We start from the raw sequence: 25,612 nt of genomic DNA, 5'->3' as shown, positions 1-25,612 counted from the left end.
TTTCAGGACCCAGGATCGGGAGACTCCGTGAACCAGATGACCAATATTAACCCGGATAGCCAGAGCCCAATGTTACGGGTAAATAACCTGACTCACCGCGTCAGTGTTGAAACCGATACGCTCACGATCTTGCAAGGGGTCACTCTTGAAATCAATCGGGGAGAGTCCGTAGCCATTGTCGGGCGCTCAGGGTCTGGAAAAACCACACTCCTGGGTCTGTTAGCCGGCCTCGATACGCCGACTGAGGGAACGGTTGAGCTGGACGGGTCGGTGATCAGCAAGCTCAGCGAAGACGAGCGGGCAAAGCTTCGGGCCCACCGGGTTGGGTTCGTGTTCCAGTCCTTCCAGCTTTTACCTGCGCTCACCGCGCTCGAGAACGTTATGTTGCCCCTGGAGTTGGCGGGTATGAGCGCTCCGGAAAAAAGAGCACGTGAATTACTGGAACGGGTGGGCCTGGGCGAACGTCTGACCCACACTCCAAGACAGCTGTCGGGCGGTGAGCAGCAGCGGGTAGCGATTGCGCGGGCGTTCGCTTCTGAGCCGCTGATTCTGTTTGCTGATGAGCCGACCGGCAACCTGGACAACCGCACCGGCCAGGCAGTCTCCGATCTGCTCATGGCGCTCAACCGGGAGCAGGGCACAACGCTGGTAATGGTTACCCACGACGAACACCTGGCGGCGCGCTGCAATCGGCAGTTCCACATTGAAGCCGGCGTTCTTACCGAACCGAGCGCTGCTCAGGAGATGGCACACTGATGGCGGCTGCAAACAAGCTCATGTCGGTCCGCCGGGATTGGCGGGAACGGGATGTTCGTGTCGTTCTTGCCGCTCTGATCATTGCCGTTGCCACGGTTGCTACCATCGCCCTGTTTGCCAGCCAGCTGCAACGCACCCTGGTTTCCTCAGCCAGTTCGTTCCTGGCGGCGGATCGGCAGCTGGAAGCGGAAAATGGTCGACCCATTCCCGATTCATGGCTGGAGGAAGCGACTGATCAGGGGCTTGCAACCGGTCGAATGGTGGAATTCTCCACCATGGTTTTGGGCGCTGATAATTTCCAGCTGGTGTCGGTGAAAGCCGTCAGCAACGAATATCCGCTCCGGGGGGATATCGAAATACAGCGGGACCCAACGGGTCCCAGGGAGCTGGTCAGTCAGGGGCCCGGGCCAGGAGAGGTCTGGATCAACCCGCGCCTGCTCAGACTGCTGGATCTGGAAATCGGAGAGCCCCTGGAAGTCGGGAATCTGAACCTGACCGTCTCAGGTCTCCTCATTCGCGAGCCCGACGGTGGTTTCCGGCTCTCCGCGCTGGCGCCACGGGTAATGATGCATGTGGATGATGTCTCAGCCACCGGGGTGATTCAGGAGGGCAGCCGGGTTGAGTATGTTTATCTGTTTGCCGGTGATGAAGCCTCGCTGGAGTCTTACTATCAATGGCTGCAACCCCGCATGGAGCCCAGCCATGAATGGGAGGGCGTTCGCGATGGTGAAACCTTCTCCCGCTCCCTTGAGCGTGCCGAGCGATTCCTGCTGCTCGGCGGCAGCCTTGCGGTTCTGCTTGCCGCTGTGGCGGTTGCTGTTGCAAGCCGGCAATACGCCCTGTCTCAACGCGACACCGTCGCATTACTGAAGACCCTCGGTCTGAGCGGCGCTGGTATTGGCGGCTTGTATCTCAGGCGTCTGGCACTCTGGGGCGTTACCGGCATCGTCGGTGGCCTGCTGGTGGCCATGCCGCTTTACTGGTTGCTGACTCGCATGCTGAGCGAGGTACTGGAGCGCCCGGTGGACTTCCAGCTCGACCCTTCCGCCCTGGTACCCGCGCTTCTGACCGCTCTTGTTTCTCTGTTTGCCTTCGCCTATCCGCCGGTGCGTCGGCTTCGCAATGTGCCGGCCATGCGCGTACTGCGAAGCCAACCCGGTGAAACAGGTCGTGAGGCCTTGCCGGATATCCTGATCGCCATTGTGGCGGTGTTCGGACTGGTATGGATGTACGCCGGCGAACTGGCCCTCGTGGTTTCCCTGCTCGGTGGCCTTGCCCTGCTGCTTGGCGCCCTTGGCCTGGTTGGATGGCTGCTAGTGGCCACACTGCGTAAGGTCCGTGGCGGCGGTAACGCCTGGCGTCTGGCATTGGTGGGCCTCTACCGGCATCGCAGGGCCAGTCTGTCCCAGATTGCCGTGTTTGCGATGACGCTGATGCTTGCGGCCACGCTGATACTGGTGCGGACTTCATTACTGTCGGACTGGCAGGCCCAGTTGCCCGATGAAGCGCCCAATCACTTCCTGATCAATATTGCGCCGGACGCGGTTGAGGACGTTGATGCGTTCTGGCAAGAGCGTGGCCAGCCCCTGGATAAACTCTACCCCATGGTTCGCGGTCGTCTGACCGAGCTCAACGGACAGCCGGTCAAGGAAACGGTCAGTAAGGATGAGAATGTAAACGCCCTTAACCGTGAACTGAACCTCACCTGGATGTCGGCTCTACCGGAAGACAACGAGGTAGTGGAGGGCACCTGGTTCGGTGAGAACCAGAAAAACGGCGTCTCGGTGGAAGCCGAACTGGCTGCACAACTCGGCCTGTCATTGGGCGACAAACTGACCTTTACCATCGGTTCCGAGAAGGTAACGGAAGCTGTCACCAGTATCCGCACGGTTCAGTGGGACAGCATGAAACCCAATTTCTACATGGCCTTCCCGCCGGAGGGCGGCCTGACAGACATGCCTGCAACCTGGATAACCAGCTTTTATCTTCCCAAGGACAGCAAGGATGCATTGAACGAGTTTTCGCGCCAGTTCCCGACCGTTTCGGTACTGGAAATCGACCACGTGATCGAGCGAATCCAGGAGATTGTCCGCCAGGTAACACAGGCGATTGAAGCCATCCTGGCGCTGATTCTTGCCGCAGCGCTTGTGGTTATGGCAGCGGTGGTCAGTGCGACGCTCCAGGACCGGCAAAGGGAAGGGGCCTTGCTACGAACTCTGGGCGGCAGGCAGAAACTGTTAGTGCGCAGCACTATGCTCGAGTTCGCGTTGCTGGGAGGCTTTGCAGGTTTATTGGGCGTGGTTGCCGCCGAGGCGGCGGTCTGGGCACTGCAGTTCCGGATGTTCGAGGGCACATTCCAATGGCACTGGCATGTGGTGCTGCCTATCCCGCTGGTTAGCGCCCTGGTTCTGGCCCTGTTTGGCCGATGGCAACTCCGGCCGGTTCTGAGCGTGTCGCCCATGCTTCTGCTAAGGCGCCTGGAGTAAGGCGCCCGGGGTAGAGCGGCGGCAGCGGTTATCGGTAGTTGGCGAGAATGGCGTCAAGTTCGCCGTTCTCTCTCATCTCCGCCAGTTCGGCATTGAATTGATTGGCGAAGGAATGCCAGTCCTTACGCAACATCAGCCGGAAGCCATAATTGCTGATGCCCTTGCTGGTTATGTCGAAGTGCTGCCTGAGGCCCTCGTTCCGCAGGATCCATTTTCCGACCAGCCGATCAGCGACAGCCGCGTCGAATCGGTCGCCGTGCAGCACGAACGTGAACATGTCCTTGTCCCTGGAAACATCGAAACGGCGAACTCGGCCCTCTTCGAAGTAAGGCTCGAGCAGCGGATACCGGTACCCGAGGTGAGTAACAATGGTTTTTGAAACCAGATCGTCTGGGCTCTCGTACGAGAAGTCCGATTGAGCAGGTGCAAAAAACACCTCTTCGATGTCCACGACAGGATCAGTAAACAGGAACTGCTCCGGATTATCTGCCCACTCCCGGGCCCTTGGCGTGCCGTCGATGTAACCCTCATGCAGCATCTGATCAACCCGCTTTCGCGGAATCCTTTCCGCAATAACCCTGTAGCCAAGGCGTTTGGCAACCACGGACACGACATCCCACATGATTCCTGAGGGTTGGTTCTGATCAACGATCAGGTAGGGGGGATAGCCGTTGGGAGAGATGTTGAAACGGAATACACGCTCTTCCCCGGACACTTCCTCGGACGCGGATACGGAAAAAGAAGGTATTGTCAGAGCAACCAGCAGGATGCCGAGAATGGCAGAGGTGAGGCAGGACACTCGGTTTTGCATGCGGAGGGGGCTCTCTACGAAACGATGCTGTAGGTGAAAAATGAACCCGGCTATCATCCCTGCCAGAAGTGGCTAATTGTCCTCTTTTGCTCAGTCCTTTTCAATGATGTGATTTCTATCTTAAGAAAAATGCTAAAGCCGGGGCCGCGTGCGGCCCCCGCTTTCCGGTTATGCCCAGGCGCGTCGCAGAACCGCGCGGGCGTCCTCCAGTGTCACTTCCTTCGGGTTGAACATGATGGAGCCATCATCCAGCGCCATTTCGGCGATGTGATCCAGCTGATCCTCGGTTACCTTGCCGGTTTCCTTCAGTGTACGTGGCAATTGGCACCGCTTGTAAAGGGCATCCCGAAGTTTGCGAATGGCGGAAATACTGGCCTCTGCCCGGCGGCTTGCAGGCGTTGCTGCGAACACTTCCGGGCCTTCCAGATACAGCAACAAGTCGCCCAGAGGATCCCGGATGGTTTCCAGGTTGTACTCCAGCACATAGGGCAGGTAAAGACTCATACACAGACCGTGGGGTAGGTGACAGATAGCGCCCATTGCGTGTCCCAATGCATGCACCAGGCCCACCATGGAATTTGAAAAGGCAATGCCGGCCATGGTCGACGCCTGGGCCAGCTCCAACCGGCCGTCGCTGTCTTTCGGGTTGTCCATCACATTGAGCAGGGAGTGGCTGATCTTTTTGATCGCCGCGGTGGCGTATGCGTCGCTCAATGGGTTCTTGGCCATGCAGGTAAAGGCTTCCGTGGCATGGGTCATGGCGTCCATCGCCGTTGCCGCGGTGATGTGCGGCGGCAGGGTAAGTGTCATGCGCGGGTCAATGATCGCCGCGTTAGGCAGCAGGAACGATGACGTGAAGGGCAGCTTGACGCCCTTGGTTTCATCGGTGATGACGGCAACGGAGGTGACTTCCGAACCGGTACCGGCTGTTGTGGGCACGACGAAGAAGGGCTTCAGGGGATGCTTGAGCACGCCGGCACCGCTGTACTTCGCGATATCGTCACCACCCTCGGAAACCAGAATATTGACGGCCTTGCCGGTATCAATCGCCGAACCGCCGCCGACGGCGATAATGGAGTCGCACTTTTCCTGACGGTAAATGCCGGCGATATCACGCACCACGGTGGTGGAGGAGTCTGGCGGAACATCATCATAGATAGACGTGATTTCCAGCCCGCTTTCCTCACAAGCGGCGATAACGGGCTCCAGCAGACCCGCAGCCCGTACGCCCTTGTCGGTTACGATCATCGGCCGTCTCGCAGCCATGCCTGTGAGCTCATAGGGAATGTGTTCAAGTGCGGCCTTGCCGGCAATGACTTTCACCGGGCAGAAGAACTCATAATATTTAGTGGTCATCACGCTCTCGCTGTCTCGACAAAATTGGTGGCAACTTTCAGGTAAATGCGCGCAGCACTGATCAGTTTTTCCGGCAGGTGCAGATCGGCCGGGTACTCCTTCACGGCCCGCTCGGCGATCAGTTTTGGCAGAATGAATGACTCAAGCCGGTTCAGCACCCGGGTCATGCGCACCGCATAGCTGATGTCGCCATCGACCAGCATGCGGTCATTGGCGAATGCCACGGAGGTTTTCTCCTGGAAAGACAGCACCAGAAACGCATGGGCAATGTGCTTGAACTGAATTGACAGGTCGACGGGGCGGGGCGCCTGGTCACCGTGGTAGCGGAATCGCCCCTGGCCGGTGTGCTCCACGATCAGCTTTGAGCCGTCCGGCATCACCATCATTTCAAACAGAAAGCCATCCGGCAGGGCCCGGGCTTCATTCTGAACCTTTTCGTCCACTTCACTCACAGCCTGCAGTGCCCGCCCCATTACCTGAAACATCAGTTCCACATACAAGCGGCGCGCCTGGAAGACCATGGGCTGGATACGTTTCGCTAACATGTCCGTCATCCAATCATTGTTGATGTGATCTGATTTTTAGAGTTATTGCTCTAAAAGTCAATGGAGGCGTTGACAGAAGATGTGCGTCAGACCGGCAATCTTGATCCCGGGCAATAAAAAGGCCGGAACCCCTCGGGACTCCGGCCTTCTAAATCCAACGTTTCCGGCGGCAATTATTGCGTGAGTGCCGCCAGTTTACGTTTGGCCTCTTCAGCCAAGTCACCACCGGCTTCGGCGGCCTTGCTGTAATAGGCAATGGCTTCATTTCGATTATTCTGTTTTACCGCGACATCGCCGAGTCGCAGGAAGGCGATGGATGTGGGAACGGTTTCATTGGCTTTGATGAGGTTTTCCCTGGCCTTGTCCAGATTATTGAGTCTCAGGGCATTCAGGCCGTTGTAAAGGCGGTATTTAAACATTTCGGGATAGAGCTCCACGGCCTTCTCGAAGTCGGCAGCGGCTTTCTCGGCTTCCTTCTGCTCCTGATAGATTCGACCGCGCAGCGCGTAGAACATGGCCTCCCGCGGAAGCAGGCGAATCGCTTCGTTTACTTTGTCCAGGGCAGGTTTCATTTCACCCTTGGAAGCAAGCTCCATGGCCTTGTCGTGGGCCTCGTACGCGGGTTGCAGCGAACGGAGCTTGGCCATCTTGCGTTCATAGACATCCTCTCCCCGATAGCCGCCGGCACCGATCTTCTGAACCAGTTCGCGGTTTTCCTGCACCCTCTTTGCCGAGGGTGGATGGGTCGCAAACAGACCATCAATGAAGCTGGACTGACGGCCCTCAGAGAGTTTCAGAAAGAGCTCCTGAAGCTCGACAGCCGCCTGCGGGTCGTAGCCTGCCTGTTTCATGTAAAGAATGCCGTAATGATCAGATTCCAGTTCATCTCCCTGGCTGTATTGCGCCAGTGCGAGTTGGGCCCCCAATGCGGCACCACCCATGATCAGCCCGGCCCATTCGTTATCCGAAAGCGCAAAGCCGAGGCCAGCAACGCCGGCACTGATCAGCATGCCCTGTTGCATCCGCTGAACACTGTGTCTGGCCGCAGCGTGAACAATCTCGTGGCCAAGAACCGAGGCAAGCTGAGCCTCGTCCTCGAGTTCTGTCAGCAGGCCGCGATTGATGGCGATCTTGCCCCCGGGCAAGGCCCAGGCGTTGGGCACGCTGCTGTTAAGAACCACGAATTCGTAGGGCAGATCGGGACGATCGCTGACCTGCGCCAGCTTCTGGCCGACCTCGCTCACGTACAGATTCAGCTCGGGGTCGATGTAAAACCGGCCGCCCTGGGTTTGCTGTGTGGGCTCGTATTGCTCCGCGCCCATGGCGAGTTCCTGGCTCTCGCCGATCAGCGAAAGCTGCTTTTCGCCGGTAACCGGATTAACCGAGCAACCACTCAGCAATACCGCCAGGGCAATGATAGCGAGGCTGGTTTTGATAGCAGACAGGTTCAAGATGAGCTCCCTTTTCGATGAATCTATGTCGGGCTTCGTCGTAAATCTTTACCCGATTCCTGAATGGCCAGTTTATAGCACATGATTGGTTGTGGGTGGATTACCGCACCGCCTCGAGCGGTGGTGGCGAACAGGTCCATGGCGTATCATAAGCCCCTGTTCCCGCTCTGTTTCGCCATTTTCAAATCTAGGGCAGCCAATGGGTAATCTTCTCGAATTAATCGCTTTGCTCTGGTTCCTGGTTTGTTGGCTGGGTTATACCGAGTACTCCAAACGCCGCGCCGCCGACCGGCCCTGTCTCTCCAACACGCTCGACCTTTATCGGGAAGACTGGATGCGCGTCATGTTGCGCCGGGAAAACCGGATTGCCGATGCGTCGGTGGTTGGTAACCTGGAGCGAAACGGCGCCTTTTTCGCCTCCAGTTGCCTGCTGATTCTCGCGGGTATTATCACTGCCCTTGGATACACCCAGGAAGTGATGGAAGTGTTCAGCACCATGCCATTCGGAACCTTGCCGACCCGGGAAATCTGGGAGCTGCGCATGGTGGTGCTGCTAGTGGTGTTTATCTATGCCTTCTTCAAATTCACCTGGTCCATGCGGATGTACAATTTTGTCTCGGTGATGGTAGGCAGTGCCCCGCCACCGGACGATACCAAAACCAGCCCGGCAGGACGGGAAGCCTTCGCCCGCAGTGCCGGCAACATCTGCAACCTCGCAGGCGACGCGTTCAACCTGGGTCTTCGATCCTACTATTACGCGCTTGCCGTGGTAGGCTGGTTTATCCATCCGATCGTTTTCATGGCGGCGTCCACCCTGGTGGTCATCGTACTCTACCGCCGGGAATTCTGTTCTACGGCACTGGAGGCGTTGAGAGCAGGTAAGGTGTTCGAAGAGCCGCTGCCCGGCAAGGCGGAAAGCAGCGCAAAACCCAAAAGCTGATCCACAGGTTGAACCTGAATGAACGATGACATCCGACGGAAACGGGTTACCCGTTTTATCGACACACTCAACCAGGCCAAAGAGCTGGGGCTTACCGTTACCGAAGCCAAAAAGGGCAGCCTGACACTGTGCCTGCCATACAGTGACCGGATTATCGGTAACCCGGACACCGGTGTGATTCATGGCGGCGCCATTACCACTCTCATGGATACCACCTCAGGCTGTGTGATCCTTTGCGCACTGGACGATTTTGAGCTTTGCCCAACGCTCGACCTGCGTGTCGACTACATGCGCCCGGCACATCCCAGGAAGCCGGTCTACGCAAGGGCCGAAACCTACCGGGTAACCCGTAACATCATTTTTACCCGGTGCGAGGCTTACCAGGAGGGCGGTGAAACCATTGCCAACTGCGTGGCCACCTTCATGCGTATTGGCAAGGATGCCAGCCCGAAACACTACCGGGATCTGATTACCGGAGGTGAAGAATGACCGATCCTGAAATCCTCCGTTACACCCAGGAAACCGGAGACTTCAGCCGCATGCTGAACAGCATTCCCTACGCCACCTGGATTGGTCTGCAGTGTGAGCGCTTCGGTGACGACCTGATTTTCCGTCTGCCTTGCAAGGACTCCAACCTCGGAAACCCGATCCTGCCGGCCATTCATGGCGGTGTGATCGGTGGTTTCATGGAGATGTCCGCCAACATCTACCTGATCATGTCCCAGGAAAGCCTGCGTATGCCCCGCATCGTCGATTTTTCCCTGGATTACCTCCGTGCCGGTCTCAACCGCGAAACCTACGCCGAATGCCGCCTGACCCGCCAGGGCAACCGCGTAGCCAATGTGATGGTCAGCGCCTGGCAAAAATCCCGCTCGCAACCCATTGCGACTGCCAGGGCACACTTCCTCCTCGAAGACTGATTTGCCAATGCACCGGGGCTTGAAATGCCCCGGCGTGCCCCCACTTTTGCTCAGAACGAACACAATAGCCTGGTGGCGCGGGTAGGAAGGGCTTTCCAAAACCGTGCGGAGCCATGGGTGAAGAGCGAAAGCTCTTCACGGGCAGGCCATGGACGGCCTGCCCAGGACCCTTGTGCGACGCAGGAGCGAAAAGCGCGAGGGGCGGAGCCGAGCGTACATGGATGTATTCACAGCGTGTTTTGGAAAGCCCTTCCTACCCGTGCCGCTCCATGAATCATGAGGTAACTCGGGCGCTGCCATTAGCCCGATTATTTGTAGCAGGAGACAAAAACGCCATGACGGTTGAGACGCAAAAAGAGACTCTGGGTTTTCAGACCGAAGTGAAGCAGCTGCTTCACCTGATGATTCACTCGTTGTACTCCAACAAGGAAATCTTCCTTCGTGAGCTGATTTCCAACGCTTCAGATGCCGAGGACAAACTGCGTTTCGCAGCCCTGAAAGATGACGGCCTTTACGAGGGGGATCCTGAGCTGAAGATTCGCCTGGATTTCGATGAAGAGGCGAATACTGTCACTCTGACCGATAACGGTATCGGCATGACCCGTGACGACGTCATCCAGAACCTGGGCACCATTGCCCGTTCCGGCACCGCCGAATTCCTGCAGCAGTTGTCTGGTGATGAGAAGAAGGACAGCAAGCTGATCGGCCAGTTTGGTGTCGGTTTTTATTCGGCGTTTATCGTGGCCGACAAGGTGGATGTGTTTACCCGCCGCGCCGGTGCTCCGGTAGAAGAGGGCGTGCATTGGGAGTCCAAGGGCGACGGTGAGTTTTCCATTGAGCAAGTCAATCGGGAAAACCGTGGTACCCAGATTGTGCTGCACCTGAAATCGGACGCCAAGGAATTTGCCAACGGCTGGAAACTGCGCAGCCTGGTGAAGAAGTACTCCGACCATATTTCGTTTCCGGTGGTCATGAAGGCCGAGTCCGATGAAGGCGAGAAGAAAGACGAGTACGAGACCGTCAACGATGCGACCGCGCTCTGGACCCTTCCGCGTACCGAGATCAAGGACGAGGAGTACAAGGAGTTCTACAAGCACATCGCCCACGATTTTGAAGACCCGCTGACCTGGTCCCACAACAAGGTGGAAGGCAAGCTGGACTACACCAGCCTGCTGTATATCCCGGCCCGAGCGCCTTTTGATCTTTACAACCGGGAAGCGCCCCGCGGCCTGAAGCTGTATGTGCAGCGCGTGTTCATCATGGATGACGCCGAGCAGTTCCTGCCGCTGTACCTGCGTTTTGCCAAGGGTGTGATCGACTCGAACGACCTGTCCCTGAACGTTTCGCGCGAGATCCTGCAGAACGACAGCACCGTGGAAAGCATTCGTACCGCGCTGACCAAGCGGGTTCTGGACATGCTGTCCAAGCTGGACAAGAAGGATCCGGAGCAGTACCAGAAGTTCTGGGGTGAGTTCGGCACTGTATTGAAGGAAGGCCCGGCGGAAGATTTCAGCAACCGCGAGAAGATTGCCGGTCTGCTGCGCTTTGCCTCTACCCACACGGGCGAGAGCACACAGAATGTCTCTCTCGATGACTACATCAGCCGTATGAAAGAGGGGCAGAAGAAGCTCTATTACATTACCGCCGACAATTTCACCGCGGCCAAGAGCAGTCCGCACCTGGAAGTATTCCGCAAGAAGGGCATTGAGGTTCTGATCCTTACCGATCGCATCGACGAGTGGATGATGGGCTACCTCAGCGAGTACGACGGCAGACAGTTCCAGGACGTCGCTCGTGGCGATCTGGACCTGGGCGAAGTCGAGACCGAGGAAGACAAGAAGCACAAGGAAGAGGCGGCCGAAGAGCACAAGGATCTGCTCGAGCGCATCAAAAATGCTCTGAGCGACCGGGTTCAGGAAGTGCGTGTAACCAACCGTCTGACCGACTCACCGGCCTGCCTGGTTGTGGGTGATTTTGACATGGGTGCGCAGATGAAGAAGATCATGGAAGCCGCCGGCCAGAAAGTGCCGGAAAGTAAACCGATCTTCGAGATTAACGTGGACCATCCACTGGTGCAGCGCCTTGAGAGCGAGAAGGGCGAAGAGCGGTTCAACGAGCTCTCTGCAGTCCTGCTGGATCAGGCCACCCTGGCCAGCGGTGAGCAGCTCCCGGATCCGGGTGCCTACGTTACCCGCCTGAACCGTCTGTTGCTTGAATTGGCCAACTGATAGCCGATGCAGCAGATTATAGTGGATATCAGCATCAGCCCTGATGAGTGGATCAAGCTTTATCAGGGCGTTGCCACCGATGTTCACACCACGGCCCGGGACGGACGCTCCGTCCGCTTCCCGGCCCGTATTCTCTCCCGTTTCTACCTCCGCGATGGAATTCGCGGCAGTTTCCGCATCGTTTTTGACGATGCCGGCAAGTTCTCTTCCATTGAGCGGCTCTAGTCAGCCAGCACTTCATTCATAAATAAAAGCTTTCACAAATTTATTTTTAATTAATTGTATTGGGCGATCGACCTCGCGCTAAGGTGGTTGTGTTCTCGTTAGGCAGGAGCAGATCCATGTCCAATGCAGTGTCAATCAGTCGTTCAATCGCCTGGCCGGACTTTCTAGACATCCTGGCGAGTTATTCAAGTGATTACGCTTGTGCCCAGTAATGGAATGAACCCGCATGGCGTGCGGGAAACCCTATAGGCACACGCTATCCGGGACATAAGAAATACTCAGAGCAGATTGTTTGTTGTGTCCTATAGTTAGAAGTGCCTGAATCAAAGCAGTGTCGTTTTGCCAACCCCAATGAGGAGAGAGAAATGACCGACAACAACAGTGCGGGTGGAAAGTGCCCCGTAATGCATGGCTCGAATACCCAGGAGAAGGCCGACGTAGCCGGCTGGTGGCCTGAGAACCTCAATCTGGACATCCTTCATCAGCACGACCGCAAAACCAATCCCCTCGGTGAAGATTTCGACTACCGGGAAGAGGTCAGGAAACTTGACCACGAAGCTCTTGAAAAAGACATGCACGAGTTGATGACCAACAGCCAGGAATGGTGGCCGGCTGATTGGGGTCATTACGGTGGTCTGATGATTCGTCTGGCGTGGCACGCGGCCGGTACCTATCGACTGGCCGATGGCCGCGGTGGTGCGGGTACCGGTAACCAGCGATTTGCTCCTCTGAACTCCTGGCCCGACAACGGCAACCTCGACAAGGCCCGCCGTCTGCTGTGGCCGCTGAAGAAAAAGTACGGCAACAAGGTGAGCTGGGCTGACCTGTTTATCCTGGCCGGTAACGTTGCCTATGAATCGTTTGGCCTGAAGACGTTTGGTTTCTCCTATGGCCGGGAGGACATCTGGCACCCGGAGAAAGACATCTACTGGGGTGCGGAAAAAGAGTGGCTGGCACCGTCGGACAGCCGTTATGAGGATGTGAACAAGCCTGACACCATGGAAAACCCTCTGGCCGCCGTGCAGATGGGTCTGATCTATGTGAACCCGGAGGGCGTCAATGGTCAACCGGATCCCCAGAAGACCGCCGAGCAGGTAAGAACGACCTTTGCCCGCATGGCGATGAATGATGAAGAGACTGCAGCGTTGACCGCGGGCGGCCACACGGTTGGTAAGGCGCACGGTAATGGTGATGCAGATGCCCTTGGACCAGAGCCGGAAGGTGCAGACGTCGAAACCCAGGGCTTCGGCTGGATGAACCCGAATCTCGGCGGCAAGGCGACCAATGCCGTCACCTCCGGTATCGAAGGCGCCTGGACGACGAACCCGACCAAGTTCGACATGGGCTATTTCGATCTGTTGTTCGGCTACGAGTGGCAGCTGACCAAGAGCCCGGCTGGTGCGAACCAGTGGGAGCCGATCGACATCAAAGAAGAGCACATGCCGGTCGACCCGACCGACCCATCTGTCCGTCGCAAGCCGATGATGACTGATGCGGATATGGCCATGAAGGTGGACCCGAAGTACCGTGCGATCTGCGAGAAGTTCATGGCCGATCCGGATTACTTCAAGGATTGCTTTGCCCGTGCCTGGTTCAAGCTGACGCACCGCGATATGGGGCCGAAGTCCCGTTACATTGGTCCGGGTGTGCCGGATGAAGACCTGATCTGGCAGGATCCGGTGCCCCAGGGCGAGACCAACTACATCGAAGAGGTGGTGAAGGAAAAAATCGCCGCAGCGGGTCTGAGCCTGAACGAGCTGGTCTGCACCGCTTGGGACAGCGCCCGCACGTTCCGCGGATCTGATATGCGTGGTGGTGCCAACGGTGCCCGGATTCGCCTGGCTCCCCAGAAGGACTGGCAGGGCAATGAGCCCGATCGTCTGGACAAGGTGCTCAAGGTGTATGAGCAGATTTCGGCCGACACCGGCGCCAGCATCGCTGACGTGATCGTGTTGGGTGGTAATCTGGGCATCGAGATGGCAGCCAAAGCTGCCGGCCATGACGTGCACGTTCCCTTCCTCAAGGGTCGTGGCGATGCGACCGACGAGATGACGGACGCAGAATCCTTCGAACCGATGGAGCCGTTGGCTGACGGCTTCCGCAACTGGCAGAAGAAGGATTACGTGGTCAAGCCTGAAGAAATGCTTCTGGACCGTGCCCAACTGATGGGTCTGACCGCGCCTGAAATGACCGTTCTTCTTGGCGGCATGCGGGTGCTCGGGACCAACTATGGTGGCACCAAGCACGGCGTATTCACAGATCGCGTTGGCCAACTGACCAATGACTTCTTCGTGAATCTGACCGACATGGCAAACCGTTGGGAGCCTACTGGCAAGAACTCGTACAACATCGTGGATCGCAAGACTGGCGACACCAAGTTCACCGCGACCCGTGTTGATCTCGTGTTCGGCTCCAACTCCATCCTGCGTGCCTACGCAGAGGTGTACGCCCAGGACGACAACGAAGAGAAGTTCGTGAACGACTTCGTCGCCGCCTGGACCAAGGTCATGAACGCCGATCGCTTCGACGTCAAGAAGTAAACCAGCCGTAACCAGCCGGGCATTCCATTGCGGAATGCCCGGCTACCAACTTCCCGCCAAATTCCCTACAATCCGCTCCGTCTGATTTTTGATCAGCCATAACCTTTACCCCTTTTGATCAAACCTCTGGAGCCTTCATGCGAATCATCCTTGCCCCGATGGAAGGGCTGGTCGACGCACCTATCCGCGAAACCCTGACCAAGGTCGGCGGAATAGATCGTTGCGTAACCGAATTCATTCGCGTGACCCATGGCATGCTGCCTCCGAGAGTGTTCTACAAATACGCCCCCGAGCTACACAACCGGTCACTCACTCAAGTAGGTACCCCCGTTGCCGTTCAGCTATTGGGTTCAGACCCTCATCAGATGGCACGCCATGGCGTGCGGGCTGCGGAACTTGGCGCTACTCAGGTGGACATCAACTTTGGCTGCCCCGCCAAAACCGTGAATAAACACAAGGGCGGCTGCGTGTTGATGCGGGAACCGGAGCTCATGCACGAAATTGTGGCTGCTGTTCGTCAGGCTGTGCCTGGCCATGTGCCCGTTACCGCCAAGATGCGGCTGGGCTACGACGACCGTTCCATGGGCGTGGCCTGTGCGCAGGCGCTGGAATCCGCCGGTGCCGAAGAGATTGTTATCCATGCCCGCAGCAAAGTGGACGGCTACAAACCGCCGGCCTACTGGGAGGAAATCGCCCGGGCAAGGGAGGCGGTAAAAACCCACATCATTGCCAACGGCGAGATCTGGACGGTCGCGGATTACTGGCGATGCCGTGAGGTGTCCGGCTGCGATGACGTGATGATTGGCCGTGGCCTGATCGCGCGGCCAGACCTCGCCCGCCGGATCAAGGCCAGCCAGCAGGGTGAAACCGTGGCTGATATGACCTGGACGGAGGCCGTGGCGCTGGTTCGCGAGTACGCGACCGTTCTCCAGGGCTGGCTTGAGGACCGCTATGTGACCGGTCGCATCAAGCAGTGGCTCAATTTTCTCCGCCAGGGTTTTGCCGAGGCAGAAGCGCTCTGGCCAGAGGCCCGAAAAATTCGTCAGGTGGCGCCCATGATGGCATTCCTCGAGCAGCCGGTTATCCTGACAGACACGCGCGCAGCCTGACCCCGATCCTTCCCAAGTCGGAATTTCCGCCGTTGACACTGGTATCAACGGTGTTTTCGCTCGTATCTATACTGGTACGAACAAAAAAGCGACTGGGAGGACGATCAATATGTTTCCAGGACTATTCCGTTATGCTCTGGCGAGTGCCGGAGTGATTGCCTGTATGCTTTTGGTTGCGGCCTTGCCCGCCGCAGCTGATGACCATGTGGTGAAGGTAACCCCCTTGGGTAGCCACGATGGTGAATTCTGTGGCCGTGACCGGGCGCTGGTGTTTGAAGATCCGAACGGCACCCGGATTCTCTACGATGCCGGCCGAACCGTCGCCGGGCCAGACGATCCACGTCTGGGCAAGATCGACATTGTGCTGGTTTCCCATATGCATGGGGACCACGTGGGTGACCAACGAATCAGCAAGACAAACCAGGGCACCTGCGGGTCCCCGGACACCGGTGTTTCAACGCTGCCACAATCCAACACCGTCGATATTGCAGTGAAACACAACGCAAAGATCGTGACAGGCAGTGAAATGCCTGCCTTTTTTGCCGCCAAGCTCAAGGACGCTGGCGGTGATCCCGCCAACTCCATGCTGGTGCGTTTTGGGGGCGAACGTGAGGTTGGCGGAGTGGCAATCACCACGGTGCCTGCGGTTCACAGCAACGGCGTTTCGCCTTCCTTCCTGACCGGTCCATTGGCGGAATACCTGGCAGCTGCCGGTGTGGGTGCCAGTGTTGGACCACCAACGGGCTACGTGTTGAAGTTTTCGAATGGCCTGGTCGTTTACCTGTCAGGTGATACCGGTATTACCGCTGAGCAGCAGCTGGTTGTGAGAGATCACTATGGTGCGGGGCTTGCGGTGATGAACATAGGAGATACGTTCACCACCGGACCCAAGCAGGCCGCCTATGTGATCAACGATCTGGTGCAACCGAAGGCCGTCATTGCCTCCCATGCCAACGAGCCGGCCACCTCCGGCGGCAAGGTTCAGGACGGCACGCGCACGGCGTTGTTCCGGGATTCCGTGAACGTGCCGGTCCATGTTCCGCTCAGTGGCCGCACCATGGCGTTCAACAGCATGGCCAGCTGTATTTCCGGCTGTAATTGATGATCAACGCGGCAGCCGATCAGTTCTCCATCTCCGGCTGGTAGTTGCCTGAGCGCGCCGCGCCGTTCAGGCGAGCGCGCTTGAGTATCGCCGCCTGGGCTTCGGGGCCATTCTCCAGATTGCCGGCCCAGGCTTTCTGGGCCGGCTCCTGCAGCGCACGTCCATAGGAAAAGCTGAGCTCCCAGGGCTGAGGCCCCATGCTGTTCATGGCATTCAGGTTGATAGTGGCCTCTTCAGGAGTTTGCCCGCCCGACAGGAAGAAGATGCCCGGAACCGCAGCCGGTACCGCTCTTCGAAAGACAGCAAGTGTTGCTGTCGCCACTTCTTCAGGCGCGGCCTTTGAATTTTCCTTGCCCGGTGTCACCATGCTGGGCTTCAGGATCATCTGTTCCAGCTGAACTTTATGCCGGTAAAGGGCTCGGAAAACCTCGCGAATGACCGCTTCGCTCACTTCGGCGCAGCGATCAATGCTGTGATTGCCATCAATCAGCACTTCCGGCTCGACGATAGGCACAATACCCAGGGACTGGCAGATAGCCGCGTAACGGGCGAGAACCTCGGCATTCGCCTCGATCGCCTGCCGCGAGGGCAGGGTGTCTGAGATGTGGAACACATCCCGCCACTTGGCAAACCGTGCCCCCTGGTTCTTGTAGATTTCCAGGCGGTCGTCCAGGCCATCCAGACCAAAGGTGATTTCATCACCGGGGGCATTCACGAGAGGGCCTTTACCCTTGTCGACCTTGATACCTGGCACTATGCCTTTGCTGGCCAGAAGCTTCGGCATGGGCACATTATCGAGGCTCTGCTGGCCGAGTGTCTCTTCAAACAGGATGACCCCACTGATGAATTCCCCGAGCCCGGAAGCCGAAAAAATGAGGCTCCGATATTCCCGCCGCATATCCTCGCTCGACTCCACGCCAACGGCTTTGAAGCGCTTGGCAATGGTGGGGTGGCTTTCATCCGCAGCGAGGATTCCCTTGCCTGGCTGAACCAGATCCCGGATGGTCGTGCTGAGTTCTTCCTGAGTGGTCATAGTGAGCTCCTGATTAATCCTTGAAGGTCTGATTGGTCGTTCGGCCCGCTACCTTATTGTAGACGTTGAATAGGTGTGTGGAATTTGATCTGGGCTAAGGCAGAAGCCTGCACTGTGATTTATGCTTCAACAATAACAACAGGGAAAAGGGAAGCCTGAATATGAAAACCGTTGTCAGTGTCAGCCTGGGATCTTCCGAATACGATTACGATCTGGAGACCTCCTTCCTCGGCCAGCCTTTCCGGATTATTCGAATTGGCACAGACGGCGACCTTTCCCGTGCCGAAGCGGTTCTTGAGTCGGTACACACGCAGGCCGACGCCATTGGTCTGAGTATGGTCCACGATCACTATGAGGTGGGTCGGGAGCAGCTTGAACACCCCGATACCGCTCGCCTGGAGGCCTGTGTGCCTGACAAGCCCGTGACCACCGGTGCGGGCCTGAGGGCGATCCTGCAGGAATGGGCCGTCCGCCACACCCAATCCGAACTGGGGCATTTTTTCGACAACGCCCGTGTGCTGTTTATGAATGGGCAGGCCGGTTATCGAATTGCCCGGTCCCTCTCGGAACACACCGACAACCTTTTCTTTGCCGACCCGTACACGGATTTCGGGGTGCCCAGGCTGCTGACTTCCCTGAAGCAACTGGAAACCTACACCTCGCTGACGGCTCCGATCATGTTCAGGCCAGCAGCCGTGAAAGCGGTAGAAACCATTCTTCGCACACCCTTATATCGTCTGGGTGAAAACCTCGTTAAAGGCTCATTGCACCATGCCGTGGCCGATTCCCACGTGATCGTAGGCGCCATCGGAGACCTGGAGCATTTCACGCAGAAAGAGCTGGATGGCAAGACCATCATAACTTCGCGGGTTACTGACTCGGCGCTCGACTGGATGAGGTCCCGCCGGGTTGCCATGGTCGTTGACTACAGTCCATGGCTGGAAGGCCGACCCCTGGGCGTGAATGTGATGGAGGCGATGATCAGCGCCGCGCTCTCCAGAACACCGGATCAGCTGGGACCGGACGATTATCTGGATGTTATCCAGAGTCTCGGTATTGAGCCGCGAATCCTGTATCCGGATGGCTACCGTCGGGTGAACCGGTTTGCGTTTGTTATTCATCCGCTTTCCCAGCAATACCTCACCAAGACGCCGCCGCTGGATTGGGTTGCCAATGTTTCCCCTCCTGTGGTGATGAACCTGGTGGAAAAGGCCATCGCCTATTCACCACCGTTTATTTATTCGAAGGTGTCCGGAATCCGGTCACCGAATGGCGATGAGGTAGAGGGCTGGCTGATTACCGTGGGTGGCACCCCCCGGGAAATCATGGCCCACGGGCCGGAATTTACCTACGCCCGGCTGTTGCAGGCCGCAAAGCTGGCCAAGAAACTCGGGGCCCAGATCATGGGCCTGGGGGCGTTCACCAAGGTAGTGGGGGATGCAGGTATTACGGTGGCCAAGCGGGCACCGCTGCCGATCACAACCGGTAACAGCTACAGTGCCTCCGGCGCGCTTTGGGCGGCCCATGATGCCATGAAGAAAATAGGGCGGGTAAGTATCGGCGCCAGCGGCAAGGCCGCCGGCAAGGCGATGGTGGTGGGTGCTACAGGTGCCATCGGCTCCGTCTGTGCACGATTGCTGGCCAAGGCAGTGGATGAGGTCTACCTGGCGGCACCGGAGCCGGCGAAACTCCTGGCGCTCAAGGAAAGCATCGAACAGGAAACGCCCGGGGCCATCGTGCATGTTGCCGGTTCGGCCGAACGCGATCTGGCGGACATGGACATGATCGTCACTGCCACCTCCGGAGCCGGCAAACGCATTCTCGACATCATGAAAGTGAAGCCGGGTTGTGTGATCACCGACGTAGCGCGCCCCCTGGATATTCCGGCAGAAGACGTGGCAAAGCGTCCGGATGTGCTGGTGATCGAATCCGGCGAAATACAGCTACCGGGCGACGTACACATGAAAGACATCGGCTTGCCCAAAGGTATTGCCTATGCCTGCCTGGCGGAAACCATTGTGCTGGCCCTTGAGGCGCGTTTCGAGAACTTTACCCTGGGCCGAAACATCGAATGGGAGAAAGTGCGGGAGATCTACAAGCTCGGCCTGAAGCATGGCATGAAACTGGCCGCAATCTCCGGGGTGAACGGTGTGTTCACCGAGGAGGACTTCGAACGGGTTCGAACCCTGGCGGCCAGTGCAGAAGAACCTCAGGCGCAAGAACCTCAGGCAGAGGGATCGAGCACACCGGCGTAGCGCACGCCGCTGAGCAGGGCCATCTCCCGATGCCAGGTGGACAGGTCATCGATATTCAGTTTGCTGAGGCTGTCATGGCCGCAGGCCCTTGCCATTACCTGCATCAGTGAGACCGAGGCCTCAAGGAAGTTCTGCAGCTGTTTGGCCGACTGGTCCACGTTCAACCGCTGGCGCAGATCCCTGTTCTGGGTTGCGATGCCAGCGGGGCAGTTATTGGTGTTGCAGATACGGGCAGCAACACAGCCGATGGACTGCATGGCACTGTTGGCAATCGCAATGCCGTCTGCACCCAGGGCCATCGCCTTCACGAAATCAATGGGCACCCGCAGGCCGCCGGTCACGATCAGCGTGACTCGTCCGCTGGCGCCGCGATCATCCAGATAGCGCCGGGCGCGAGCCAGGGCCGGAATGGTCGGCACACTGATGTGGTCGCGGAAGATTTCGGGCGCAGCGCCGGTACCTCCGCCACGGCCGTCCAGAATGATGTAATCGGCGCCGGCATCCAGCGCGAACTGAACATCCCGCTCAATGTGATTGGCGCTGAGTTTGAAGCCCACAGGAATTCCGCCGGTGATTTCCCGAACATGGCTGGCGAAGCGCTGGAAATCCTCGACCGAGCGCAGATCCTCGAACGTGGGTGGTGAAATGGCAGATTCACCCTCGGGAATGTTGCGAACCTGTGAGATCTTGCCGGTGTTTTTGTTGGCGGGCAGGTGGCCGCCGGTACCGGTCTTGGCGCCCTGCCCACCCTTAAAATGGAATGCCTGGACTTTCTTCAACAGCTCTTCTTTGTAGCCAAACTTGGCGCTGGCCAGTTCATAGAAGTAGCGTGAGTTTTCCTGCTGCTCCTCCGGTAACATGCCGCCTTCGCCGGAACAGATACCGGTTCCCGCAAGCTCGGCGCCCCGGGCCAGGGCAATTTTTGCCTCCTCCGATAGAGCGCCGAAGCTCATGTCCGAAACGAAAAGGGGCATGCTCAGGGTGAGGGGTTTGCGGGCTTCAGGTCCGATCACCAGTTCCGTTGATACTTCAGCGTCATCGGCCAACGGTTTGCTGGCCATCTGGGCCACCATTAGCTGCAGATCGTCCCAATGGGGCAGGGTGTGACGGGGCACGCCCATGGCGGTTGTTGGGCCATGGTGGCCCATGTTGCTCAGGCCCTCACGCGCTAACTGGTGAATAAACTCAACCGTCGGCTCGTCCTTTGTCGACTTGGCTTTTGGAGCGTCACCGGACTGGCTCTCATCGTCGTCAGAATCAGGTGCCTCCTTGCCAACCTGATCATCGCTGAACTGCTGGTGGGTGCCGTCACAGTAGGGAGCGCTTCCGGTCTGTTTGCACTGGCACAGAACTGCCTCTTCGTCTTTTTCCGCCTTGAAGACCTTGGGTTTGAATCCGGTGTCTCCATGGGAACCGTCGCAGAACGGCTGGTTATTGGAACGACCACAGACGCAGAAGGCGTATTCTTCGCCCTTTTTGAGACTGACTTTCTTGGGCTTGTTATCAGCGATCACCGGATTGCTCATTGCAAAGCTCCTTGTTTGGCGTATGCCGGTAAATGTACAAAGGTGTACGGGCATCAAACGCAAATAGTCTACTTGTAATGACCAAGTGTGGGTCAGAAATGCTGTCAGTGCTATTCCGTTCGCCAATTTCGCTCCAGCAATTCGTGTTCTTTCTCTGGGCCAATTGGTGGCGTCGCCATCATGCGGTCGAGTTGGTCGTCAAGTACGCTTCCTCCGCTGGCTGTCCGGTAGCCGTCGCTTGCAACTGCCTGACCTGTTTCCACCTGAACTCGCTGTTCCCAGTTCCCCGAACGGGTGCGACAGGCAATCTGCTCCGACCCATTGCTGTGGGTCTCTAACCGGAACTGCCGACACCATTCACCGGATTGGTTTCTGAAGGTCAGTCGAGGTGTAAGTTCGATGCTGGCATTCACAGAATAGGTTTCTCCGCTGGGGCGGCTGTCCAGAGTCGCCGCTACCTCTGACCATACCGGATTTTCCGCGGATGGCATGGTAAGCCACTGCGCCATCGCGAGCCCTGCGACCACGGCTGCTGCAATGGCTTTACCTGAATGCCCGCGCAGTCTGCGCCACCAGGGAAACGATACAACATTGCTATCCGTCGGCTCTGGCGTCTCCTGATTATCCTCAGCGAGCATCCTGGTGACTGATTCGGGCAAGGGACGGTCATCAATGTCGCCGTAGTGGCTCTTTAGTTCCGAATCGACGGCCGCAAGCTCCGCCAACCGGTCGGTCAGAGATGGGTCTGTTGCGAGCCGCTCCCTGACAGCCTCCATCTCCGATGGGCTCAGTTCACCGTCCAGGAATGCTGACAGTGTTTCGTCTGTAATCTTCATGACTCGCTCCTCAAGGTTGCGGGTGACAGAGCTTCACTCAGGGCTGCCCTGGCCCGGGCCAGTCGGCTCATGACAGTGCCTTTGGGCACCTCGAGTATTTCCGCCACCATCTTGTAGGGCATTCCCTGGATAGCAACGAGAGAAATGATCTGTCGCTGGTCTTCGGGAAGGCGCGACATGGCAGCGTCCACACGGCTCCACTCGATCTCTTTCGTTGTCTGATGCTCGCCATCGGTCACTTGCCCATCGCTTAACTCCGGATGTTCGGTGGCATCCCGACGAACCTTTCGAGCCCGGCACTCGTCTATCCAGACATTGCGGCATATCCGGAAGGCCCATTTCATAAGATCGACATCACTGGGCATATCGCGGGTCAGGATTCTCTCGACGGTATTCTGCAAGAGGTCGTCGGCATCGGCCATGGAGCCAGTCAGGGAGTACGCAAACCTTCTCAGGGCTGGTAGTAGATCCTTGAGTTCCTGTTGCATAGTTCTTTTTCAGAGTTGAGTGTATGTGGAAGACGATCCGGCCCGCGTTTTATTCCATGCGCCAGGGAATTTTTTCCAGTTCAGGCCGTTAGAGTAAGTGAAACAATCCAGAATTTGGACGGTAACCATGAAGCCGCTTTTTAAATTGTCGATTCTGTCAGCTGTGGTCATGTGTTGGGCGCCGTTATCTGCGACCGCGCTCACTGCGGACGGACTGATCAACAATCCGGTGAGCGGTATCAACCGACAGGTGGAGCGAAACGCCGAGCGGCTGGTGGAGCGGGCAGCGACTCGTCGAGCAGAGCAACAGGCTGAGAACCTCCGGAGTGCCCTCAAGTCGCTTCCGGATAGCCTTCCTGTCTACACAGTATCAGGGCAAAAAGCGTTTAATGAAGTCGTGCAGGAGGATGGCTTCAGGGCTGTAGAGAGACAATGGCTGGTGACCGGCACGCCGGAGGACATCAATCGCCTGGACCATCCGGGGATCACCGTTCTGGAACGTACAACCTTATCCCGGCTTGGCATGATCGTGGCCAGATTCCGGGTTCGTCCGGACCTGGATTCATACGAGAGTCTTCGCAAGCTCTTGCCGGAACTGGCCGACAGCCTGGACCGAAACCACGTATACAGCCCGCGGACAGGTCCATCCGATTCTTCGGAAGTGCCTGACGTTCGATCGGGTGTAAGCCTGTGTGAGGAGCCGGTCAAAATTGGAATGATCGACACGTCCGTGGCAACGGAACACCCCGCTTTTGGTGCAGCCCGTATAGTCGAACAACGTTTTTTGTCGCTGGAAGGGAGTCGCGGTGAACTGGTTCCTGTAAAACGACATGGTACAGCGGTCGCGGGCCAGTTGGTTGGCAGGCAGGGTAGCGAAGGGGAGGCAAGGCTGCCGGGCGCGACCCTTTTTAACGCCTCGGTTTTTTACTCGCGGACAGACAATCTCTCCGGAGCCACGCTCGTGCATTTGCTGAAGGGTTTGGACTGGCTGGCGACACAGGAACCATCGGTGATCAATATCAGCCTTACCGGTGCCGATAACCGGCTACTGGAAGCGGCGGTCAGACGACTTGCCAAGCAGGGTACGTTGTTGGTTGCTGCGGTTGGCAATGAGGGGCCCGCCGCGTCACCGCTGTTCCCGGCGGCGTATTCTGAAGTGATTGGCGTTACCGCAACCTCCCGCACAGGTGAGCTCTACCGATGGGCAAGTCGCGGAGAACACGTGATGTTCGCAGCCCATGGTGTTGCGGTTAGCGTTCCTGACCCGGAGGGAGGCCTGGCGACGGAGAGTGGCACTTCACTGGCCGCTCCTGTTGTTGCAGCTGCCTTGGCCTGTGAAGCCAATGGCAGTAATCCACAGAAGGCCGTTGAGGCTTTGATAGACCAGGCTCAGGACCTCGGTGAACCTGGTCGGGACAGTCTTTTTGGTTTCGGTTTCCTGCCGTATTGACTTGCCCGCCTCAGAAATCTGCCCTGAGTGTCAGGCCGGCAATGGTTCGGCTGTAGTCGGTGGAGTCCTCGGTGCCCTGGTAAATACCATGAGACACAGAGGGCTCGACGCTGAAAGTCCCGTTCAGACCAATTCGCCAACTGGCTTCGAAAACATTAGCCTGCTCGGCCCGACGACTGGCTGACGTGTCGATAAAATCCCCGGTGAAAGGGTTGTCGAGAAACGAGCTAGAAGAAGAAACCGCTGGTTGGTCGTAGTCCCGTGTTTCATATCGCCAGCCAAGACGAATCCGATTATCCTCTCCTCCCAGCAAAAAGCGGTTGAGCAACGTCGCCCGCACTCGCCAGAGGTCATTGTCGAAGGATTCCGCTTCGGCATCCTCCTTGTCGTAGTCTACGCCGATTACGAAATGACTCCTGGCGTTGTTAAAGAAGAAAAACGAATCGAGGCTTGCGCCCCGGATGTCCGAATCGCGCGCCTCGCTCTCCTCGTAGTCCTTACGCTTTTCCTGCAGGCTCGCAAGCAGGTAAACATCATCATCAATGAGGCTGCCGAGATAAGCGCTTGCCCTGTGGAAATCGAGAAAGGGCTCTGAGCCTAAAACCGAGTGGGAATAATGGTAGCTCGTACCAATGGTTACCGGATCAAAATCGTAACTCAGATCGGCGGAGAGTAGGTGAATGTCCTGGTCGAATTGACCAAGCTCCCGATATCGACTGCCAGAGAGGGAGTATCCGAGGGTAAGGTTCAGTCGTTCGGCAGGCTTCAGCACCCCTTCCAGGCCGGCGTCAAAAACCCAGGCCTGATCACTCTGTTCCGATGAGGCGTTCAGGTCGTCCACTGAGACATTGCTGTCGTGTTCAACGCCGGCTGACAGGTGTCCATTTAAAGTCGCTTGTTCGGCGGCGTCCGCAAAACACATAGAGGCCGAGAGACCCAGCGCGGTAACGCCGTACTGTAGAGATCGCGTGAAGTTCATCAGCGTGTTTCTCCTCAGCTGAAAAAAGAGCCGGGCCAAAAGAGGCCCGGCGATTCAGATTCGGCTATCGGTTCAGAGCATCCCGCCGCTGGCGGAGCCTTTTACAGTGCTCCCGACGGAATTCTGAACCTCGCTCCTGACGCTATCGGACACAGACGTACCGATTTGTTGATGGGTTTCAGCACGGATTTCGGCGTTGCGAGTCTTGTTCATCTCATCTTTTGCCTTGCCAGCCTGCTCATTGGCTTCATTCCGGGCGACGTTTGCCGTTGCCGAGGCCGTGCCCCGCACCTGTTGACCGGCCTCAACACCTGCGCTGACAGCTCGATTGGCGTTCTGGCGAGCTTCGTCTCTAACCGCCTTGCCATTTACGCTGCCTTGCGCGTTGGCCGATGCGCCACCTTGCGCGGAAACGCCGTTCTGGCTGCTGGCTTGGGCCGACATGTTGGCATCAGCCTGTGCGTTTGCAGCGGCAGCGCCTTCGGCTGCATAGGCGCCGGTGGAAAGAAGTGAGCAGATTGCGAGTGTCAGTACGTGTTTTTTCATGGTTACGTCCTCCTGTTTTACCCTTTTGGG

22 protein-coding genes are annotated in these 25,612 nt (G+C 57.5%); 12 read left to right on the top strand and 10 right to left on the bottom strand.

Features of this window, described 5'->3' with window-relative positions; translation table 11 throughout:
* The first annotated feature begins 36 nt into the window (after positions 1 to 36).
* Both WA411_RS12885 and WA411_RS12880 read left to right on the top strand, forming a co-directional pair.
* Entirely contained in the window at positions 37 to 756 is a 720-nt protein-coding gene (locus tag WA411_RS12885; protein ID WP_069184679.1) for an ABC transporter ATP-binding protein, read from the top strand.
* Positions 756 to 3,242: an ABC transporter permease gene (locus tag WA411_RS12880; protein ID WP_291907720.1), complete on the top strand. Its 2,487-nt coding sequence runs from the start codon at positions 756 to 758 to the stop codon at positions 3,240 to 3,242. Before WA411_RS12885 ends, WA411_RS12880 begins: the two co-directional genes overlap by 1 nt.
* 28 nt (positions 3,243 to 3,270) lie before the next feature.
* Here WA411_RS12880 and WA411_RS12875 read toward each other — a convergent pair whose 3' ends face one another.
* The 4 genes from WA411_RS12875 to WA411_RS12860 all read right to left on the bottom strand — a co-directional run bounded on the left by WA411_RS12875 (position 3,271) and on the right by WA411_RS12860 (position 7,405).
* On the bottom strand, positions 3,271 to 4,053 hold the full coding sequence (locus WA411_RS12875; RefSeq protein ID WP_291907718.1) for a substrate-binding periplasmic protein: 783 nt from the start codon (positions 4,051 to 4,053) through the stop codon (positions 3,271 to 3,273).
* Positions 4,054 to 4,221: 168 nt separating this feature from the next.
* On the bottom strand, positions 4,222 to 5,409 hold the full coding sequence (locus WA411_RS12870; RefSeq protein WP_291907715.1) for an iron-containing alcohol dehydrogenase: 1,188 nt from the start codon (positions 5,407 to 5,409) through the stop codon (positions 4,222 to 4,224).
* A complete protein-coding gene (locus WA411_RS12865) occupies positions 5,409 to 5,954 on the bottom strand; it encodes a hypothetical protein (protein WP_136629691.1) in 546 nt (181 codons plus the stop codon). The genes WA411_RS12870 and WA411_RS12865 overlap by 1 nt, the downstream gene beginning before the upstream one ends.
* A 173-nt stretch (positions 5,955 to 6,127) precedes the next feature.
* Positions 6,128 to 7,405 (bottom strand): M48 family metalloprotease, encoded by a 1,278-nt coding sequence (locus tag WA411_RS12860; protein ID WP_291907710.1) that lies wholly within the window; start codon positions 7,403 to 7,405, stop codon positions 6,128 to 6,130.
* A 199-nt stretch (positions 7,406 to 7,604) separates the two neighbouring features.
* Between WA411_RS12860 and WA411_RS12855 the strand changes: the two genes are divergently transcribed.
* From WA411_RS12855 to WA411_RS12820, 8 genes are all read left to right on the top strand, one after another.
* A complete protein-coding gene (locus tag WA411_RS12855) occupies positions 7,605 to 8,345 on the top strand; it encodes a DUF599 domain-containing protein (RefSeq protein WP_069184630.1) in 741 nt (246 codons plus the stop codon).
* Between the two features lie 18 nt (positions 8,346 to 8,363).
* Positions 8,364 to 8,834 (top strand): PaaI family thioesterase, encoded by a 471-nt coding sequence (locus tag WA411_RS12850; protein ID WP_069184631.1) that lies wholly within the window; start codon positions 8,364 to 8,366, stop codon positions 8,832 to 8,834.
* Entirely contained in the window at positions 8,831 to 9,265 is a 435-nt protein-coding gene (locus WA411_RS12845; protein ID WP_069184632.1) for a PaaI family thioesterase, read from the top strand. The genes WA411_RS12850 and WA411_RS12845 overlap by 4 nt, the downstream gene beginning before the upstream one ends.
* 335 nt (positions 9,266 to 9,600) lie before the next feature.
* On the top strand, positions 9,601 to 11,493 hold the full coding sequence (htpG, locus tag WA411_RS12840) for a molecular chaperone HtpG (protein WP_291907704.1): 1,893 nt from the start codon (positions 9,601 to 9,603) through the stop codon (positions 11,491 to 11,493).
* Between the two features lie 6 nt (positions 11,494 to 11,499).
* Positions 11,500 to 11,718, top strand: a complete 219-nt coding sequence (locus tag WA411_RS12835) for a DUF2835 domain-containing protein (protein ID WP_008172004.1) — start codon at positions 11,500 to 11,502, stop codon at positions 11,716 to 11,718.
* 365 nt (positions 11,719 to 12,083) lie between these two features.
* The gene (gene katG / locus WA411_RS12830; protein WP_069184634.1) at positions 12,084 to 14,258 is read left to right on the top strand and encodes a catalase/peroxidase HPI; all 2,175 of its coding nucleotides are present in this window, start codon (positions 12,084 to 12,086) and stop codon (positions 14,256 to 14,258) included.
* A 137-nt stretch (positions 14,259 to 14,395) separates the two neighbouring features.
* Positions 14,396 to 15,367 carry a tRNA dihydrouridine synthase gene (locus tag WA411_RS12825; protein ID WP_291907692.1) on the top strand — a complete coding sequence of 324 codons (972 nt, stop codon included), beginning with the start codon at positions 14,396 to 14,398 and terminating at the stop codon, positions 15,365 to 15,367.
* A gap of 163 nt (positions 15,368 to 15,530) precedes the next feature.
* Positions 15,531 to 16,469 carry an MBL fold metallo-hydrolase gene (locus WA411_RS12820; RefSeq protein ID WP_209397965.1) on the top strand — a complete coding sequence of 313 codons (939 nt, stop codon included), beginning with the start codon at positions 15,531 to 15,533 and terminating at the stop codon, positions 16,467 to 16,469.
* 19 nt (positions 16,470 to 16,488) lie between these two features.
* Here the strand turns inward: WA411_RS12820 and WA411_RS12815 are convergent, their stop codons facing one another.
* A complete protein-coding gene (locus WA411_RS12815; RefSeq protein ID WP_291907685.1) occupies positions 16,489 to 17,502 on the bottom strand; it encodes a class I fructose-bisphosphate aldolase in 1,014 nt (337 codons plus the stop codon).
* A 161-nt stretch (positions 17,503 to 17,663) separates the two neighbouring features.
* Here WA411_RS12815 and WA411_RS12810 point away from each other — a divergent pair, with 161 nt between their 5' ends.
* Positions 17,664 to 19,757, top strand: a complete 2,094-nt coding sequence (locus WA411_RS12810) for a dehydrogenase (RefSeq protein ID WP_069184638.1) — start codon at positions 17,664 to 17,666, stop codon at positions 19,755 to 19,757.
* Here the strand turns inward: WA411_RS12810 and WA411_RS12805 are convergent.
* From WA411_RS12805 to WA411_RS12795, 3 genes are all read right to left on the bottom strand, one after another.
* Positions 19,727 to 21,283, bottom strand: coding sequence for a glutamate synthase-related protein (locus WA411_RS12805; protein WP_291907681.1), 1,557 nt, complete (start codon positions 21,281 to 21,283; stop codon positions 19,727 to 19,729). The genes WA411_RS12810 and WA411_RS12805 overlap by 31 nt on opposite strands.
* A gap of 110 nt (positions 21,284 to 21,393) precedes the next feature.
* Positions 21,394 to 22,119 carry a hypothetical protein gene (locus tag WA411_RS12800; protein WP_291907678.1) on the bottom strand — a complete coding sequence of 242 codons (726 nt, stop codon included), beginning with the start codon at positions 22,117 to 22,119 and terminating at the stop codon, positions 21,394 to 21,396.
* Positions 22,116 to 22,607 carry an RNA polymerase sigma factor gene (locus WA411_RS12795; protein WP_291907675.1) on the bottom strand — a complete coding sequence of 164 codons (492 nt, stop codon included), beginning with the start codon at positions 22,605 to 22,607 and terminating at the stop codon, positions 22,116 to 22,118. The genes WA411_RS12800 and WA411_RS12795 overlap by 4 nt, the downstream gene beginning before the upstream one ends.
* A gap of 127 nt (positions 22,608 to 22,734) precedes the next feature.
* Here WA411_RS12795 and WA411_RS12790 point away from each other — a divergent pair, with 127 nt between their 5' ends.
* On the top strand, positions 22,735 to 24,057 hold the full coding sequence (locus WA411_RS12790; RefSeq protein ID WP_291907672.1) for a S8 family serine peptidase: 1,323 nt from the start codon (positions 22,735 to 22,737) through the stop codon (positions 24,055 to 24,057).
* Between the two features lie 10 nt (positions 24,058 to 24,067).
* Here the strand turns inward: WA411_RS12790 and WA411_RS12785 are convergent, their stop codons facing one another.
* Both WA411_RS12785 and WA411_RS12780 read right to left on the bottom strand, forming a co-directional pair.
* Positions 24,068 to 25,036 (bottom strand): surface lipoprotein assembly modifier, encoded by a 969-nt coding sequence (locus WA411_RS12785; RefSeq protein WP_291907669.1) that lies wholly within the window; start codon positions 25,034 to 25,036, stop codon positions 24,068 to 24,070.
* A gap of 72 nt (positions 25,037 to 25,108) precedes the next feature.
* The gene (locus WA411_RS12780) at positions 25,109 to 25,582 is read right to left on the bottom strand and encodes a hypothetical protein (protein ID WP_291907667.1); all 474 of its coding nucleotides are present in this window, start codon (positions 25,580 to 25,582) and stop codon (positions 25,109 to 25,111) included.
* Positions 25,583 to 25,612 lie beyond the last annotated feature (30 nt).

The sequence above is a fragment of the Marinobacter sp. CH_CUG1437-1 genome (genome assembly GCF_037029655.1).
Taxonomy (GTDB): domain Bacteria; phylum Pseudomonadota; class Gammaproteobacteria; order Pseudomonadales; family Oleiphilaceae; genus Marinobacter; species Marinobacter salsuginis.
Note: the sequence above shows the minus strand (reverse complement) of the source record. Positions and strands in the feature narration are given on the sequence as shown.

Coding starts and splice junctions, on each gene's coding strand:
- WA411_RS12885 (WP_069184679.1), top strand. CDS start 37: ATGACCAATATTAACCCGGATAGCCAGAGCCCAATGTTACGGGTAAAT.
- WA411_RS12880 (WP_291907720.1), top strand. CDS start 756: ATGGCGGCTGCAAACAAGCTCATGTCGGTCCGCCGGGATTGGCGGGAA.
- WA411_RS12875 (WP_291907718.1), bottom strand. CDS start 4,053: ATGCAAAACCGAGTGTCCTGCCTCACCTCTGCCATTCTCGGCATCCTG.
- WA411_RS12870 (WP_291907715.1), bottom strand. CDS start 5,409: ATGACCACTAAATATTATGAGTTCTTCTGCCCGGTGAAAGTCATTGCC.
- WA411_RS12865 (WP_136629691.1), bottom strand. CDS start 5,954: ATGTTAGCGAAACGTATCCAGCCCATGGTCTTCCAGGCGCGCCGCTTG.
- WA411_RS12855 (WP_069184630.1), top strand. CDS start 7,605: ATGGGTAATCTTCTCGAATTAATCGCTTTGCTCTGGTTCCTGGTTTGT.
- WA411_RS12850 (WP_069184631.1), top strand. CDS start 8,364: ATGAACGATGACATCCGACGGAAACGGGTTACCCGTTTTATCGACACA.
- WA411_RS12845 (WP_069184632.1), top strand. CDS start 8,831: ATGACCGATCCTGAAATCCTCCGTTACACCCAGGAAACCGGAGACTTC.
- htpG (WP_291907704.1), top strand. CDS start 9,601: ATGACGGTTGAGACGCAAAAAGAGACTCTGGGTTTTCAGACCGAAGTG.
- WA411_RS12835 (WP_008172004.1), top strand. CDS start 11,500: ATGCAGCAGATTATAGTGGATATCAGCATCAGCCCTGATGAGTGGATC.
- katG (WP_069184634.1), top strand. CDS start 12,084: ATGACCGACAACAACAGTGCGGGTGGAAAGTGCCCCGTAATGCATGGC.
- WA411_RS12825 (WP_291907692.1), top strand. CDS start 14,396: ATGCGAATCATCCTTGCCCCGATGGAAGGGCTGGTCGACGCACCTATC.
- WA411_RS12820 (WP_209397965.1), top strand. CDS start 15,531: ATGCTTTTGGTTGCGGCCTTGCCCGCCGCAGCTGATGACCATGTGGTG.
- WA411_RS12815 (WP_291907685.1), bottom strand. CDS start 17,502: ATGACCACTCAGGAAGAACTCAGCACGACCATCCGGGATCTGGTTCAG.
- WA411_RS12810 (WP_069184638.1), top strand. CDS start 17,664: ATGAAAACCGTTGTCAGTGTCAGCCTGGGATCTTCCGAATACGATTAC.
- WA411_RS12805 (WP_291907681.1), bottom strand. CDS start 21,283: ATGAGCAATCCGGTGATCGCTGATAACAAGCCCAAGAAAGTCAGTCTC.
- WA411_RS12800 (WP_291907678.1), bottom strand. CDS start 22,119: ATGAAGATTACAGACGAAACACTGTCAGCATTCCTGGACGGTGAACTG.
- WA411_RS12795 (WP_291907675.1), bottom strand. CDS start 22,607: ATGCAACAGGAACTCAAGGATCTACTACCAGCCCTGAGAAGGTTTGCG.
- WA411_RS12790 (WP_291907672.1), top strand. CDS start 22,735: ATGAAGCCGCTTTTTAAATTGTCGATTCTGTCAGCTGTGGTCATGTGT.
- WA411_RS12785 (WP_291907669.1), bottom strand. CDS start 25,036: ATGAACTTCACGCGATCTCTACAGTACGGCGTTACCGCGCTGGGTCTC.
- WA411_RS12780 (WP_291907667.1), bottom strand. CDS start 25,582: ATGAAAAAACACGTACTGACACTCGCAATCTGCTCACTTCTTTCCACC.